Raw genomic sequence first — 16,083 nt, 5'->3', positions numbered from 1 at the left:
TCTCGGATGACATAACCCGACCGATCCTCGGCTCGCCGGCGCCCGGATCCCCTGAAGCACCCCGGAGACAACTATGACGACACCACGGCTCATCGCCGAGGGTCCGCAGGCGCCACCCGACCCCGTCGACCACCCACAGAGGCTGGCAAGCATGGACGTCCTCGTCGATGATTTCGACGCCTTCGTACGCGGGCGAAGCGCGGCACTGCTGCGCTCGGCGTACCTGCTCACCGGCGACCAGCACCTCGCCGAAGATCTTGTGCAGTCGGCGCTCGCCCGCACCCACCGGGCCTGGAGCCGGCTGCACGCCACCGGGAACGCCGAGGCGTACACCCGGAAGGTCATGTACCACCTGCAGGTTTCGTGGTGGCGGCGCGGGCGCGTGGCGGAGGCGTTCCCGGGCGACGTACCGGAGCCGCGGACCGGTGACCGGGACCCGCACGACCGCAGTGACCTGCGGCTGACGTTGCGCGCGGCGCTGTTGAAGCTGTCGAACAAGCAACGCGCGGTACTGGTCCTGCGCTACTTCGAGGACCGCACCGAAGCGGAGGCCGCCGAACTGCTCGGCGTCACCGTCGGCACCGTGAAGTCCCAGACCGCCAAGGCGCTGGCCCGGCTGCGCACCGTCGCCCCGGACCTCGCCGACCTCTACTTCCGGAAGGGGAGCGTCCGATGAACGACTTCGCTCCAGAGCCGTTGCACGACGCCCTCGCAGATCTCGCCGAGACGGTACGCCCCGTCGACCTGCGTGACCGTGCCCTGCGCGCCTCGCGGCGGCTCGCGATCCGGCGGGCGGTGACCGTGGCAGCGGCGGTCGTGGCGCTGATCGGGGTCAGTGCCGCCGGCGTCAGCCAGGTGTTGCCCAAGCACACCGGCCTGCCACAGCAGCCGGCGACCAGTTCCTCCGCCACCCCGTCGCCGGAACCGTCGACGACCCCGTCGGTGACGCCTACGCCGGACACCTCGTCCGCGCCGACGGGGGCGTCGACATCGCAGGCGACGTCGTTCGGCCGGCTGTACTACGTGGACCGCCCGGACTCTACGAACCCCTCCCCGGTGACGTCGTGGCTGGTCGGCGTGGCCCTGCCGGAAAGCGCGTTCGCCACGCTCCCGGCCGAGACCGCCTACCTCAACGCCAACGTCTCGCCCGACGGGCGTCAACTGAGCTACGTGACGCAGGACGGCGGGCTGCACCTGGTCGACCTGCGTACCGGGCGGGACAGAATGATCCGGGGCAATGTCGACGGGTTGTGCAACGAGCCGGTCTGGGCTCCCGACAATCGCCGCCTGATCATCGGCGACACGTCGAACCGGCCCGCCAACGGGCCGAGCAGCCGCCCGGGCGTCCTGGACGTGTACACCGACACGTTCACGCCGTTCCCCGAGCAGGTCACCGGTTGCCATTTCGCGTGGTCGTCGGACGACACCGCGATCGCGTACGCCGACGGAGCCGGCAAAATCTTCGTGGCGAACGCGGACGGCTCCGGCCGGCGCGCGGTACCGGGGCTCGGTGACGGGAAGCCGCCGTACGGCTTCGATCTCGAGAGCGTCTCCGGGCAGGGCCGCCGGATCGCTCTGCGATGGAACGACGGCTCGATGCCGGCCGGTGACGCGGCCCGGAATCTGTACAGCAACGCGGTGATCGACACCCGGACCGGTCAGAAGGTGAAGCTGCCGGTCACGACCGGGCTGCTCCAGGTGGTCTTCCGGCCCGACGGAGGCATGCTGCTGCGGGTCAAGGGCGACCAGCACAACCAGCTGCTACTGGTCGCCGCGGACGGCACCGAGCTGGACCGGCGCGACGAGCCAGCCGGACTGAAGAACCTGACGCTGCTGACCAGGTGACGGGTGATCGTGGCGCGGGGGCTGGCCGCATCGGCCAGCCCCCGCGCCGTGTCACGGGTCGCCTCGCGCCGTGTCGTAGATCGCACCCGCGGCCGGGCCACTCCCGTCGATGCTTAGCTTTTGTCAAGATTCCTCACTGGAGGGATGCGAAATGGCCTGGCGCAGTTACGTGGCCCTCGGTGACAGCTTCACCGAGGGCATGGACGACCCGGATCCGAATGGGGACGGGTACCGGGGCTGGGCCGACCTGGTCGCGGCCCACCTGGCGGCCGAGGCGGTGGCGCGCGGCGAGGAGTTCCACTACGCCAACCTGGCCATCCGCGGCCGGCTGTTCCACGGCGTGGTCTCGGAGCAGTTGCCGCCGACCCTCGCGATGAAGCCCGACCTGGTGAGCTTCGCGGCCGGCGGTAACGACGCGCTGCGCCGCAACTTCGACGGCCCGACGCTGATCACCCGCTTCGAGGAGATCGTCGCGTCGCTGCGCGGCAACGGGGCCGACGTGATCCTGTTCCGCTTCGCGGACATGTCCCGCCGGCTGCCCGGCAAGCGGATCATCCTGCCCCGCACGTCGTTCCTCAACGACGCGGTCATCGAGGTCGCCACGCGGCAGGGCGCCTACCTCGTGGATATGTGGGCAGACGAGGAGCTGGCGGCGAACACCGCGATGTGGAGCGAGGACCGCCTGCACCTGTCGACGGTCGGGCACCGCCGGGTCGCCGGCCACGTCCTCACCGCGCTCGGGCTGGTACCGGACCCGACCTGGCTGGACAACGTGCCGGCGCCGGCGCGCCGGCCCTGGCCGATGGCGCGCGCGGCCGACGCCCGCTGGGCCGCGCGGTACCTGGCGCCCTGGATCAAGCGCCGGCTGCAGGGGCGCTCGTCGGGCGACCTCGTGGTGGCCAAGCGCCCGGAACTGGCGCCGGTCCTGCCGCTCGGTTCACCGACCGAGGACGGACAGCGGAACGCCTGATCGTCAGCGACACGCGCCGGACCGTTCGCTTGGTGTCCGTCTCTCTGGGCGAGTGAGGTCAGTGGCCGGGATGCTCGAGTTCGCGGATCTCCTGCCGGGCGCGGTCGGTGCGCGCGTGGATGGCGTTCTCGAGGTCGAGCGCCTCGACCATGCCGGCCGTGCGTACGCGCTCGGTCATGCTTACCAGCGTCCGGAGCGAGGTCACGTCGAGCTGGCGCACAAGTCGCCCGCACACGATCTCGTCGTATCCACCGAGCACGACGCCGCGTAGCGCGTCGGAGATCGCGTCCTCGATATCGGACCGGTTGACGGACGGCCCCAAAGGTGCGTCGTGCAGTGGCGCTATGGGAGTGAAATGGCGTGCCCGCATAGGTTGGCTCATGGGTCGGGGCTCCCTCCGATCAAGATGCCGGTCAACGTGCGCAGCGCTGGCGGGCCCCACCCCTTGGGTAGCTGGTAGATCACTGGCCGCTGGCGTCCTATGACCGACCGTACGCTTGAACGTGTAGAACGTCTAGGACGTACCGCACGACGACAACGTCCAGCACGTGCTTACCGTCCAGCTCATGGTTGATCCGCTCTCGCCCACACCGCTGTACATGCAGGTCGCTGATCTGCTGGCTGCGCGGATCGAGAGCGGAGAGCTTCGGGCCGGCAAGCCGATCCCGAGTGAGTCCCAGATCCGTGGGGAGTACGGCGTGGCTCGCGGCACGGCCCGCGCCGCGGTGGCGGAGCTGCGCAATCGCGGACTGGTCGTCACGATCCATGCGCGCGGAACGTTCGTCGTCGAGCGGTAGCCCGCTCGGTGCCGGACGGGCCGATGAGAGACTAAGTGCCATGGCCGTACCTAACGATTCCGCACCAGAGCTGCAGGCGTACGCGCATCCGGAGCGACTGGTTACCACGTCCTGGCTGGCGCACCACCTCGATGACGAGGGTCTGGTGGTGGTGGAGAGCGACGAGGACGTCCTGCTCTACGACACCGGGCACATCCCGGGCGCTGTCAAGGTCGACTGGCACACCGAACTCAATGACCAGGTCACCCGCGACTACCTCGACGCCGAGGGGTTCGCGGAGCTGTGCCGGGCCAAGGGCATCAGCCGCGACGACACGATCGTGTTCTACGGCGACAACTTCAACTGGTGGGCCACGTACGCGCTGTGGGTGTTCACCCTGTTCGGCCACGCCGACGTGCGGATCCTCGACGGCGGCCGGCAGAAGTGGGTCGCCGAGGGGCGGCAGCTGGTCCGGGACGTGCCGCGGCGCACCCCCACCGACTACCCGGTGGTGCAGCGCGACGACACCCCGATCCGGGCGTTCCGCGACGAGGTGCTGACCCACGTCACGGCCGGTCGTCCGCTGGTCGACGTGCGCTCACCCGGCGAGTACACCGGCGAGCTGCTGCACATGCCGGACTACCCGCAGGAGGGTGCGCTGCGCGGCGGCCACATCCCGGGCGCGGTGAGCAAGCCGTGGAAGCAGGCGGCCAACGACGACGGGTCGTTCAAGCCGGCCGACGCGCTGCAGCGCATCTACGCCGACGAGCTGGGCCTGAACAGCGACGACGACATCGTCGCGTACTGCAGGATCGGTGAGCGCTCCTCGCACACCTGGTTCGTGCTGACGCACCTGCTCGGGTACCCGCGGGTGCGCAACTACGACGGCTCGTGGACGGAGTGGGGCAACCTGGTCCGGGCGCCGATCGCCAGGGGCGCCGAGCCGGGCAAGCTCGGTTCCTGATCGCGTTCCTGATCGACACAACTGACACCGAAGTCGTGGCCTCGGCACGGTACTGAGGCCACGACTTCGGCGAAGTTGTCACGATCCAAGGGACCTCGACGGTGGGCCGGCACCGGTACGGTGAGCGCTCGACAAGTGTGATCGGGAGCAGCCAGACGTGGACCGGACCTTCCAGGTCGACCTTCGGGGCGTGGTCGACCTGCTCAGCCATCACCTGTACGGCAGCCCGCGGGTGTACGTACGGGAACTGCTGCAGAACGCGGCGGACGCGATCACGGCCCGGCACTCACGTGAGCCCGGCCGCGTCCTCATCGAGCCACCCGAGGTCACCGGCGACGGGACGCTGCGGGTCAGTGACACCGGGATCGGGCTGACCGAGGCGCAGGTCCACGAGCTGCTCGCCACGATCGGTCGCAGCTCCAAGCGCGACGATCTCGGCTTCGCCCGCCACGAGTTCCTCGGCCAGTTCGGCATCGGCCTGCTCTCCTGCTTCCTCGTCGCCGACGAGATCCGGGTGGAGACCCGCGCCGCCGGCGCGTCCGCGGTGCGCTGGACCGGGTACGCCGACGGGCGGTACTCGGTCGAGCCGGCGGACCGGGCGGAGACCGGCACCACGGTCACGCTGCTGCCCCGCCGCGGTGCCGAGCCGTTGCTCGCCGCCCCGACCGTCGTCGAGTTGGCCCGCCTGTACGGTTCGCTGCTGCCGATCGACGTCACCGTGGCCACCCCGAGCGGGCCGGTCCGGACCGCCGAGGACCGGCTGCCCTGGGCTTCCTCCGGCCCCGAGCGCCGGGAAGCCCTTTTCGAGTACGCGCGGAGCGTCTTCGGTTTCACACCGTTCGACGTGATCGACCTGAGCGTGCCCGAGGCCGGTCTGACCGGCGTCGCGTTCGTGCTGCCCCAGCCGGCCAACCCGACCGCACGGGCCGGCCACCGGGTCTACCTCAAGCGGATGCTGCTCTCCGAGGGGGCGGAGGGGCTGCTGCCCGACTGGGCGTTCTTCGCCCGGTGCGTGGTCGACACGAGCGAGCTCAAGCCGACCGCGAGCCGGGAGGCCCTGTACTCCGACAGCCTGCTGGAGGCGACCCGCGAGGCGCTGGGGGAGCGGTTGCGCGGATGGCTGGTCGGACTGGCCGCCACCCACCCGGGCCGGCTCGCCGAGTTCCTCGCCATCCACCACGTCGGGGTCAAGGCCCTCGCCCTGCACGACGACGAGATGCTTCGCCTGGTCGACGCGTGGTGGCCGATGGAGACCAACGTCGGCCGGATGACGCTCGCGGAGTTCCGCGAGCGGTACGGCCTGGTCCGGTACACCGTCAAGGTCGAGGAGTTCCGGCAGCTCGCGTCGGTGGCCGCGGCGCAGGACCTGCCCCTGGTCAACGGCGGGTACGTGTACGAGACCGAGATCATCGAACGGCTGCCGGGCATCGAACGCTCGGCGCTGATCGAGCGCCTCGAACCCAGCGACCTGACCACCCGCTTCGACGTCCTCGACGGGGACGTCGAGCTGGCACTGCGGCCGGTGCTCACCGAGGCGCAGCGGGCGGTCGACCGGCTGGGGTGCGAGGTCGTGCTGCGGGCGTACGAGCCGATCGCCCTGCCCGCCCTCTACCTGGTCAACCGGGCCGCCGCCTTCAACGAGCAGCTTCGCAGCACCCGGGAACAGGTCGACGAGGTGTGGGCCGGGGTGCTCGACGCGCTGGCGCGCACGACCACCGACGACCGGCCGCAGCTCGTCCTCAACTACCGCAACCCGATCGTGCGCCGGGTGACCGCCCTCGACGACCCCGCGCTGATCAGGCTCGCGGTCGAGGCGCTGTACGGGCAGGCGCTGCTGCTCGGGTACCACCCGATCCGGCCCGTCGACGCGGCGCTGCTGAACAGTTCGCTCCTCGGCCTGCTCAACCAGGCCGTTCCGGACAAGGACCGCTGATGGGTTACACCGAGGACGACCTGTGGCACCTGCTGGTCGAGGCCCGTGGCGTGCCGTACGGCGCGGGCCAGATCGCCCTGGTCGAGCAGGTCGTCCAGCACGCCGACGCCGCCGGCTCCGACCGGCTGCGATTCGCCGCGCGCATGATGGCCACGAACGCCTACACCTACGGCGGGGAGCCGGCGAAGGCGTTCGTGACGTTCTCCTGGTGCCTGGCCGAGTACGACCGGGACCCGGCCAGCCGCAGCCGCGAGGACGAGCGCCTGCTGCTGTGGCACTTCAAGTACGTGATCAACGCGCTGACGAAGTTCCCCGAGGTGCCGCTGGAGCGGACGTACGCGGTCGTCGACGACATGCAGCGGCGCTACCAGGCCGGCGGGCACAGCCTGCACGCGGTGTACCGGCAGCGCTGGGGGCTCGCGTACCACGTCGGCGACGCGGACGGCGCCCGCGAGTGGTACGAGCGCTGGAACGCCGCGCCCCGGGACGAGAACTCCGACTGCCCCGGTTGCGACCCGGGCGCGAAGGCCCTGCACCTGATCCAGTACGGCACCGACGAGGAGGCCGTCGCGCTGGCCGCGCCGCTCCTGACCGGGCAGCTGTCCTGCCACGAGCAGCCGCAGAGCATCCTGACCGACCTGTTGCTGCCCTACCTGCGCACCGGCCGGCTGGCCGAGGCGGCCGACGCGCACCGCCGGGGATACCGCCTGATGCGGGGCAACCTGGCGGACCTGGGATATATCGCCGAGCACCTCATGTTCTGCGCGTGGACCGGCAACGTCGCGCGCGGGCTGGAGATCGTCCAGCGGCACCTGGGCTGGCTGGACCGCTCGCCGTCGCCCTGGGCCACGATGCGGTTCAGTGCCGCGGCGGCCCGCGTCCTCGACGGGCTCGCGGCATCCGGCCGCGGCGGCCTGACCGTGCACCGCCCCGCCACCGCCGGCCGCGAGGCCGCCGACGTGCCCGTACTCAGGCTCGCCGGCGAGCTGGCGGACCAGGCCCGTGAGCTCGCCGCCCGCTTCGACGCCCGCAATGGCACCGGCTGGCAGGGTCAGCGGGTGGCGGAGATGCTGGCCGCCGAGCCGCTGGTGGAGTACCTGCCGCTGTCGGACGTCGACGGCCGCCGCCGGCGGATGACGCCGGTACCGGCGCCCCAGCCGGACGCTCCGGCGGTGGACCCGGCCGACTACCCCGACGACCCGGCCGGCCTGCTCGACCTCGCCGAGCGGTTCTTCCGCGAGCACCGCACCGCGGCGGCGGGGGCGGTCTGGCGCCACTTCGACCAGCGGTACCCGGCCGACGCGCTGTCGCCGCTGGTCGCCGCGCGGCGGGCCGACGGGCGGGGGATGCTGGCCGCGTCCGCCGACCGGCACGCCGAGGCCGAGCGCGCCTGGTGGGAGGCGGCGGACGGGTACGCGCAGGTCGGCGACGAGGTCCGCCGGCAGGTGACGATGAGCCGCCTGGGCGCGCTGCTCTGCGGCTCCGACCGGTACGACGAGGGCCTCGCCATGGTCGAGGAGGCCAACCGCCGGCTGATGGAGCTGGGTGATGTCGAGCGCCGGGTCGGCGCCGAGCTGCGCCTGGCGTACGTGCTCGGCCTGGGCGACCGGCCGGCCGAGGGGCTGGCGGCGGTGGAGCGGGCCGCCGGGCAGGCGCCCACGATCGCCGGTGACGCACTGCTCGCCGCCGAGGTGGCGATGCGCCGGGCCCAGTTCCTGCTCACCCTCGGGCGGGTACCGGAGGCGGCCGAGTCGGCCACCACCGCGCTGGAGTGCTTCGGCGCGGCCGGTGATCCGCCGGTCGCCGCGATCGCCTGGCTGCTGCGCGCGCACGCGCAGGCCGAACTCGGCGAGTACGCCGCGGCGGCGGAGACGTTCGGCACGGTGGTGGGGCGCTCGACCGACGACGAGGTGATCCTGGCCGGCCAGCACGGTCGGGGGCGGGCACTGCTGGCCGCCGGCGATCCCCGCCGCGCGGTCGAGCCGCTGGTCGAGACGGTGGCCGGGTTCGCGGCGGCCGGTGACGAGGCCACCGCGGCGTTCGCCCGGTACGACCTCGCGGCCGCGTACCAGGGCTGTGGCCAGGCGCTGGACGCGGCGGAGGCCGCCGAGGAGGCGCTGCCCGTACTGGAGCGGCTCGGCGCCCGGGACGCCGCCGACAGGTGCCGGTACCTGTTGGCGGCCGTCTACCGCGACCTCGACCAGCCCGACGAGGCCTTGGCGCAGCTCGATCAGCTCGTGACGAACCTCGACGGGTACGACAACCTGGCCGGCCGGTCGCAGATGCACGAGGAGGCCGGGCACATCCTGTACCACCGGGACCGGGATGCCGCCGCGGCCGTCCGCTTCGGCACGGCCGCCGACGGGTACCGGGACGCCGGCCTGACCCTGGACGAGGTACGGGCCCGCCGCTGGGCGGCGCTCGCGCTGCGCTGGGCCGACCGGTTGGACGAGGCGGTGGCGGCGCTGGAGTCCGCCGAAACCAGGGCGGAGGGGTTGCCGACCGACGAGCCGGCCGCCACCTGGGAGCGGGCGATGCTCGCCTTCGACGGCGCGCGCGTACTCATCGCCGCCGAGCGGTTCGACGCGGCGCTGGACCGGGCGGCCGCCTCCGGTACGGGGTTCCGGTCGATCGGGGCGTTCGGTGAGGCGCTGCAGGCCGACGTTCTCCACGCCGAGCTGCTATTCCGCTGTGACCGGCCGGCCGAGGCGGAGCCTGTGCTGCGCGCGGTCCTCGGCACCGCGCCCCGGGACTGGCCGGTGCGGCAGAACGCCGCGTGGCTGCTGGCCGGGGTACTCGAGGCGCTCGACCGCGGTGCCGAGGCGGCGGCGCTGCGCGAGGAGTACGGCCTGGACGAGGCCTAACGATCGTTCAGTTAGGTTGCGACAACCGTTAGGCTTCACGCATGACCGCCGATCAGCAGGTAGCTCCCGCGACGCCGGCGCGGCGCCGCTCACGCCGGGACGAGATCCTGGAGATTGCCGTCGGGCTCTTCGCCACCCGCGGCTACCACGGCGTCTCCATGGACGACATCGGCGCGGCCGCCGGTGTCACCGGCCCGGCGCTCTACCACCACTTCGCCGGCAAGGAAGCGATGCTGGTCGCGGCACTGATCCCGGTGAGCGAGAAACTGCTGGCCGGCGGGCGCGAGCGTACCGGTGCGCACGGGGCCAGTCCGGGGGACGCCCTCGCCGCCCTGGTCGAGTTCCACGTCGACTTCGCCCTGGCCAACCCGGCCGTCATCGCGCTCCAGTTGCACGAACTGGACCGGCTGCCGGACGAGTCGCGCCGCCAGATCCGGCGGCTGCAGCGCCTCTACGTCGAGGAGTGGGTGAGCACCCTGACGGGGCTGCGCCCCGAGTTGTCGCCGAACGAGGCGCGGGTCCTCGCCCACGCCGCCTTCGGCCTGATGAACTCCACGCCGTTCCTCGGCGGCGAGGTCGACCGGCAGCGCCGGGCGGACCTGTTGCGGGCCGCGACGTTGGCCGCGCTCCAGGGTGACAGGTCGGCCGAGGTGGGCAAGGCTTACCGGTGAACGACCGACCAGCGCTGTCCACAGGCGGGCGGCGTTGATCCACAGGTTTGTCCACAGGCGGCTGTGGGTGAGTTGAGTACACAGGAGGCCACAAGTGATCGGGTCGCTTCTCGTCGCCAACCGGGGTGAGATAGCCCGCCGCGTCATCCGTACGGCGAAGCGGTTGGGCGTCCGCACGATCGCGGTGTACTCCGAGGCCGACGCGGACCTGCCGTTCGTCGCCGAGGCCGACGAGGCGGTGCTGCTCGGCCCGGCCAACCCGTTGCAGTCCTACCGCAGTGTCGAGGCCGTCCTCGCCGCTGCCAAGGCGACCGGGGCCGAGGCGATCCACCCCGGCTACGGCTTCCTGTCCGAGAACGCCGACTTCGCCCGTACCGTCGAATCCAACGGACTGGTGTGGGTCGGACCCGGCGCCGACGCGATCACGGCGATGGGCGACAAGATCAATGCCCGGAATCTGATGGCGGCGGCGGGGGTGCCGGTCGCGCCGGGGACCACCGACCCCGCGGCCAGCGTCGAGGAGGCGGCCGCGGCCGCCGCTCGGATCGGATACCCGATCATGGTCAAGGCCGCCGCCGGTGGTGGCGGCATGGGCATGGGGGTGGCGAACGACGAGGCGGCGCTGCGCACCGAGTACGAGAAGGTGCGCGCCTTCGCCGAGCGGATGTTCGGCGACGGGTCGGTGCTGCTGGAGCGGTACTTCCCCCGGGTACGCCACGTCGAGGTGCAGATCCTGGGCCTGGCCGACGGCCGGGTCGTCGCGCTCGGCGAGCGGGAGTGCTCGGTGCAGCGCCGCAACCAGAAGGTGGCGGAGGAGACCCCGTCGCCGGCGGTGTCGCCCTCGCTGCGGGACCGCCTGCTCGCCGCGGCGGTACGCGCAGGTGAGGCGGTCGGCTACCGCAACGCCGGTACCGTCGAGTGCCTGCTGGACCCGTCGACCGGTGAGTTCTTCTTCCTGGAGATGAACACGCGGCTGCAGGTCGAGCACCCGATTACCGAGCTCGTCTACGGCGTCGACCTGGTGGAGGAGCAGTTGCGGGTCGCGTCCGGCCTGCCCCCGACATTCGGCGACCTGGCCCCCAACGGGCACGCGATCGAACTGCGGATCAACGCGGAGGACCCGAAGCGGTTCCTGCCCGGTCCGGGGGCGATCACCGTGTGGAACGAGCCGACCGGCGAGGGGGTACGTGTCGACAGCGGGTACGCGGCCGGCACGACCGTCACGCCGTTCTACGACTCGCTGATGGCGAAGCTGGTCGTGTGGGGGCCGGACCGTCCGTCGGCGCTCGCCCGCGCTCGCGCCGCCGTCGCCGGGTTCGAGATCGCCGGCCCGAAGTGCAACCTGCCCTTCTTCGCCGAACTGCTGGACAACCCGGAGTTCACCGGCGGCGACTACGACACCGGCATCATCGCCCGGATGCGTTCGTAGGCGTCTGCCGGCCCCCGGAGGCTTGCCCCGCCGGCAGGCGGCAGCATCGACTGGAGATGAGGAGGAGCCAGATGTCCGCCATGCCGAGCGCCGTGTCGATCCGTGAGGTCGGGCCGCGGGACGGGCTGCAGAACGAGGCGCCCGTGCCGACCGAGGCCAAGGTACGGCTGCTGGACGCGCTGTCCCGGACGGGCGTCGGGCGCATCGAGGCGGTCAGCTTCGTGCACCCCAAGGCGATCCCGCAGATGGCCGACGCCGACGAGGTGTGGAAGTCGGCCACCAAGGAAGACGGCGTGCGCTACTCCGCGCTCATCCCCAACAGCCGCGGTGCGCAGCGCGCCCTCGACGCCGGCTTCACCGAGATCGAGGTCGTGGTCTCCGCCTCCGACACCCACAACCGGCGCAACCTCAACCGGTCCACCGCGGACTCCCTGGACGACATCGCGGTGCTGATCGATTCGCTGCACGCGGCGGGCGCGCGCGTCGAGGTCATCATCGCCACCAGCTTCGGCTGCCCGTACGAGGGTGACGTGGAGCCGGCCCGGGTGGCAGCGATCGTCGACCGGGTCGTAGCCGACGGCGCCGACCGGATCGCCTTCGGCGACACCACCGGCATGGCGACGCCGCCGCGGGTGGCCGCTGTCGTCTCCCGGGTCCGCGAGAAGCACCCCGACCTGCCGATGCTGCTGCATTTCCACAACACGCGCGGCACCGCGCTGGCCAACGTCTACACGGCGCTCCAACTCGGCGTGACCGAGTTCGACGCGAGCGTGGGCGGGCTCGGCGGCTGCCCGTACGCCCCCGGGGCCAGCGGCAACGTCGCGACCGAGGAGGTCGTGCACATGCTGCACGACATGGGCATCGACACCGGTATCGACCTGAGCGCGCTGCTGGACGTCGCCCGCATGGCCCAGGAGATCGTGGGCCGGGAGCTGCCCTCCGGCGTGCTGCGGGCCGGACCCAGGTTGCCGCTCGCGCGCTGATCCCATCGACCGCCAGCACGCTGATCCACCCGTCCTGGGGACAATTCGTATTGTCCGGCGTGTCCGAATGGATGATAGTTCGTTCGTAAATACGGTGATAGTTGCTGGACGCGGGACGGATCCCGCATCGGCCACATATCGCACGTGACCGGACGGGGGGCGGAAATGACTGGGTCGATTGTCGGGCGCGACGAGCGTCAGACGGCGTCGCCGCATGCCCGTACCTGTCGCCGGCTCGCCGGGTCCGACTCGACCGACGCCGTGACGAACCACGTCAGCGGCCTCGGCGGGAACGGTGCCGGCGGGATCACGGGATACCGGGAGGCCCGCTGGTCGGGTCGTCCGGATCAGCCTCGCTGACACAACTCGAACAACATCGGGGCGCACGTCCACAACCGGCGTGTCGTCGGGCGATGCTCCGCGCCCGTACGGAGTTTGCCGGTGTCACTCCGTGGATCCGGATCGAACAGACACGACAATCACCGAAAGGCCATTCTTAACATGAAGACGTGGGTTCGTAAGTCGCTCAACGTCGGTGTGCTCTCCGCCGGCTTCCTGCTCGTCGCCAGCGGTGCGGCGCAGGCCGACACGGTCACCGGTAACAACACCGGGGCCGGCGACGGCAACCAGCTCGGGACCAACGGCCAGGCGCCGGTCACCGTGGACGGCAACAGCGTCGGCTTCCTCGGTCTCAGTGAGGCCAAGGGCGGCGGCGGTTCGGCCGGCGCGACCGCGACCGGTGCCGCCACCGAGGCCATGACCACCGCCAACAACAGCGGCCTGGGCAACGGCAACCAGGTGGCGACGAACATCCAGGCGCCGGTCAACGTCAGCGGCAACGCCGTCAGCGTGCTCGGGTCCTCGTCGGCCGCCTCCGCCGGTGGTTCGGCCGCCAAGGCCGGCACCAACGCGGCTTCCGCGAAGGCCAACGGCGCCCGGGCGAAGGCCAACGGCGGCGAGATGGCCACCGGCAACAACGGCGGCCTGCTCACCGGGAACCAGGCGTCCTCGCTGGTGCAGGTCCCGGTCAACGCCTGCGGTAACTCGATCGCCGTGCTCGGCGTCTCCGACGCCTCCTGCGCCGGTGGCGCGGCGGCCGGCGGTTCGGCGGCCGGCAACGGTGGCATGACGACCGGCACCAACAGCGGCGCGGTCACGGGGAACCAGATCGGCAACCTGATCCAGGCGCCGATCAACCTGTGCGGCAACGCGATCGCGGTCCTCGGCGACGCCTCGGCCAGTTGCGCCGGTGGCGCCGGCGCCGGTGACGGCGGTGGCAACGGTGGCGGCGGTGGCGGCTACAACGGTGGCGGTAGCGGTGGCTACACCGGCGGCGGCGCGGGTGGCGGCTACACCGGTGGTGGCGCGGGTGGCAGCGCGGGTGGCGGCTACACCGGTGGCGGCGCCGGCGGCTCGGCCTACGGCGCCGGCGCCGGCACGGTCAACACCATGAACGCGGTGCAGCACGTGACGCAGTCCGCTCACCTCGCCAAGACGCACAACGTCAAGAAGGCCGCCTTCGCCAAGAAGACCAACGAGGCGGCCGGGCTGCACGCCAGCAGCGCCCGCGGCGGTGCCTCGGCCAACGGTTCTGCCGGGGGCGACATGACCACCGGTGGCAACAACGGCCTCGGTACCGGCAACCAGGTTGCGACGTCGGTGCAGGCGCCGATCAACGCGACCGGCAACGCGGTCAGCATCCTGGGGATCGCCTCGGCGGGCGGCGCCTCGTCGACCGGTGCTTCGGCCGGCGGCGCGTCGGCCAACGGCGCCGGGGGTGCGATGACCACCGGTGGCAACGGCGGTGCCCTCACCGGCAACCAGATCGTGACGTCGGTGCAGGCGCCGATCAACGTGAGCGGCAACGCGGTCAGCATCCTGGGCTCGGCCACGAGCGCCTGACCCGTACCGCGGGGCCGGTGTCCGTAGGGCACTGACCCGCACCCTCGCCAGGGGGCCGACGTCCATCGGGACGCCGGCCCCCTGCCGTATCCGGACAGCGGCCCGCCGCCTCGCCAACCACCCGCGGATGCGTTACCCTAACGATCGTTCAGGTAACGGTCTCGGGAGGTGTCCGTGACGCTCGACGGTGAAGCGCTGGAGCAGCTGCGCAAGCGGGTACGTGCCGGCGGCGCCGAGCGGTACCACGCCGCCAACGCGGCCAAGGGCAAGCTGTTCGCGCGTGAGCGGGTCGCGCTGCTGGTCGACGAGGGCTCGTTCGTCGAGGACGGGATGTACGCCAACGTCCTCGCCGACGGGCTGCCCGCGGACGGTGTGGTCACCGGCACCGCCACGGTCGACGGACGGCCGATCTGCCTGATGGCCAACGACTCGACGGTCAAGGCCGGCTCGTGGGGCGCGCGTACCGTCGAGAAGATCATCCGGATCATCGAGCGCGCGTACACCACCGGCGTGCCCATGGTCTACCTGGTCGACTCCGCCGGTGCCCGCATCACCGACCAGGTCGAGCTGTTCCCCGGCCGGCGTGGGGCCGGAAAGATCTTCTACAACCAGGTGCGCGCGTCCGGCAGCATTCCGCAGGCCTGCGCGCTCTTCGGCCCGAGCGCGGCCGGCGGGGCGTACATCCCGGCGTTCTGCGACGTCGTCGCGATGGTCGAGGGCAACGCCAGCATGTACCTGGGCTCCGACCGCATGGTCGAGATGGTCACCGGCGAGAAGACCACCCTGGAGGCGATGGGTGGCGCGAAGGTGCACTGCACCGAGTCGGGCGTCGGGCACTTCCTGTGCAAGACCGAGGTCGACGCGATCGACACGATCAAGCGGTACCTGTCGTACCTGCCCTCGAACTGGACGCAGCAGCCCCCGAAGACCGAAGCGGCGGACGCTCCGTCCAACGTGGACCTGGCTGCCCTGGTGCCGGCCAGCGAACGGCGTGCGTTCGACATGCGCCGGTACATCAAGGGCCTGCTCGACTCCGACAGCTTCTTCGAGATCCAACCCTTGTGGGCCAAGGAACTCACAGTCGGCTTCGGCCGCCTCAATGGCGAGGTGGTCGGCGTCGTCGGCAACAACTCGATGTTCAAGGGCGGCGTGCTCTTCGTCGACTCGGCCGACAAGGCGACCCGCTTCGTGCAGCTCTGCGACGCGTTCAACGTGCCGCTGCTGTTCCTGTCCGACGTACCCGGCTTCATGGTCGGTACGGTCGTGGAGAAGCAGGGGATCATCCGGCACGGCGCGAAGATGATCACCGCGATCAGCGAGGCTACGGTACCGAAGATCTGTGTCGTGGTGCGCAAGGCCTACGGGGCCGGGCTGTACGCGATGGCCGGCCCCGGCTTCGAACCGGACGCCACGATCGCGCTGCCCACCGCGAAGATCGCCGTGATGGGGGCCGAGGCCGCCGTGAACGCGGTATACGCCAACAAGATCGCCGCGATCTCCGACGAGGCGCAGCGGGCGGCGTTCGTCGCGGCGAAGCGCGAGGAGTACGAGCGCGACATCGACATCGTCCGGCTGGCCAGCGAACTCGTCGTCGACACGATCGTCGAGCCGCACGACCTGCGCGGCGAACTGGTCCGCCGGTTCGCGGCGGCAGCCGGCAAGGACCGGCACTTCTCCCGGCGCCGCCACGGCGTCACCCCGGTCTGACCCCGCCGTCCCGCCACCCCCCGTAGGTCCGCCGCCGAC

The 16,083-nt window shown here is 71.5% G+C and carries 13 protein-coding genes; 12 read left to right on the top strand and 1 reads right to left on the bottom strand.

The features are described 5' to 3' along the window. Window positions 1-151 precede the first annotated feature (151 nt). From Pme01_RS09175 to Pme01_RS09165, 3 genes are all read left to right on the top strand, one after another. Complete coding sequence (locus Pme01_RS09175) at window positions 152-676, top strand: SigE family RNA polymerase sigma factor (protein ID WP_168114060.1); 525 nt, start codon at window positions 152-154, stop codon at window positions 674-676. Beyond that, the gene (locus tag Pme01_RS09170) at window positions 673-1,845 is read left to right on the top strand and encodes a TolB family protein (protein ID WP_168113632.1); all 1,173 of its coding nucleotides are present in this window, start codon (window positions 673-675) and stop codon (window positions 1,843-1,845) included. The genes Pme01_RS09175 and Pme01_RS09170 overlap by 4 nt, the downstream gene beginning before the upstream one ends. Window positions 1,846-1,996: 151 nt before the next feature. Further along, entirely contained in the window at window positions 1,997-2,815 is an 819-nt protein-coding gene (locus Pme01_RS09165) for an SGNH/GDSL hydrolase family protein (protein WP_168113631.1), read from the top strand. A 58-nt stretch (window positions 2,816-2,873) separates the two neighbouring features. On the opposite strand, the gene Pme01_RS09160 is transcribed toward Pme01_RS09165, so the two are convergent. Continuing rightward, window positions 2,874-3,137 (bottom strand): hypothetical protein, encoded by a 264-nt coding sequence (locus Pme01_RS09160; protein WP_168113630.1) that lies wholly within the window; start codon window positions 3,135-3,137, stop codon window positions 2,874-2,876. 244 nt (window positions 3,138-3,381) lie between these two features. Between Pme01_RS09160 and Pme01_RS09155 the strand changes: the two genes are divergently transcribed. The 9 genes from Pme01_RS09155 (at window position 3,382) to Pme01_RS09115 (ending at window position 16,044) form a co-directional block, all read left to right on the top strand. Further along, window positions 3,382-3,612, top strand: a complete 231-nt coding sequence (locus Pme01_RS09155) for a GntR family transcriptional regulator (protein ID WP_168113629.1) — start codon at window positions 3,382-3,384, stop codon at window positions 3,610-3,612. 40 nt (window positions 3,613-3,652) lie between these two features. Then, a complete protein-coding gene (locus Pme01_RS09150) occupies window positions 3,653-4,555 on the top strand; it encodes a sulfurtransferase (RefSeq protein ID WP_168113628.1) in 903 nt (300 codons plus the stop codon). Between the two features lie 157 nt (window positions 4,556-4,712). Next, a complete protein-coding gene (locus Pme01_RS09145; RefSeq protein WP_168113627.1) occupies window positions 4,713-6,488 on the top strand; it encodes an HSP90 family protein in 1,776 nt (591 codons plus the stop codon). Next, window positions 6,488-9,352, top strand: a complete 2,865-nt coding sequence (locus tag Pme01_RS09140; RefSeq protein ID WP_168113626.1) for a hypothetical protein — start codon at window positions 6,488-6,490, stop codon at window positions 9,350-9,352. The genes Pme01_RS09145 and Pme01_RS09140 overlap by 1 nt, the downstream gene beginning before the upstream one ends. 41 nt (window positions 9,353-9,393) lie before the next feature. Further along, window positions 9,394-10,023 carry a TetR/AcrR family transcriptional regulator gene (locus tag Pme01_RS09135; protein ID WP_168113625.1) on the top strand — a complete coding sequence of 210 codons (630 nt, stop codon included), beginning with the start codon at window positions 9,394-9,396 and terminating at the stop codon, window positions 10,021-10,023. A 94-nt stretch (window positions 10,024-10,117) separates the two neighbouring features. Continuing rightward, entirely contained in the window at window positions 10,118-11,452 is a 1,335-nt protein-coding gene (locus Pme01_RS09130; protein ID WP_168113624.1) for an acetyl-CoA carboxylase biotin carboxylase subunit, read from the top strand. Window positions 11,453-11,532: 80 nt separating this feature from the next. Beyond that, a complete protein-coding gene (locus Pme01_RS09125) occupies window positions 11,533-12,435 on the top strand; it encodes a hydroxymethylglutaryl-CoA lyase (RefSeq protein ID WP_168114059.1) in 903 nt (300 codons plus the stop codon). Window positions 12,436-12,936: 501 nt separating this feature from the next. Further along, entirely contained in the window at window positions 12,937-14,337 is a 1,401-nt protein-coding gene (locus Pme01_RS31430) for a chaplin family protein (protein WP_168113623.1), read from the top strand. A 174-nt stretch (window positions 14,338-14,511) separates the two neighbouring features. Continuing rightward, on the top strand, window positions 14,512-16,044 hold the full coding sequence (locus tag Pme01_RS09115) for an acyl-CoA carboxylase subunit beta (protein WP_168113622.1): 1,533 nt from the start codon (window positions 14,512-14,514) through the stop codon (window positions 16,042-16,044). Window positions 16,045-16,083: the final 39 nt, after the last annotated feature.

It is taken from the genome of Planosporangium mesophilum (genome assembly GCF_016863255.1).
GTDB lineage: Bacteria > Actinomycetota > Actinomycetes > Mycobacteriales > Micromonosporaceae > Planosporangium > Planosporangium mesophilum.
The sequence above is the reverse complement of the archived record's forward strand: the minus strand, read 5'-3'. Positions and strand labels throughout refer to the sequence as shown.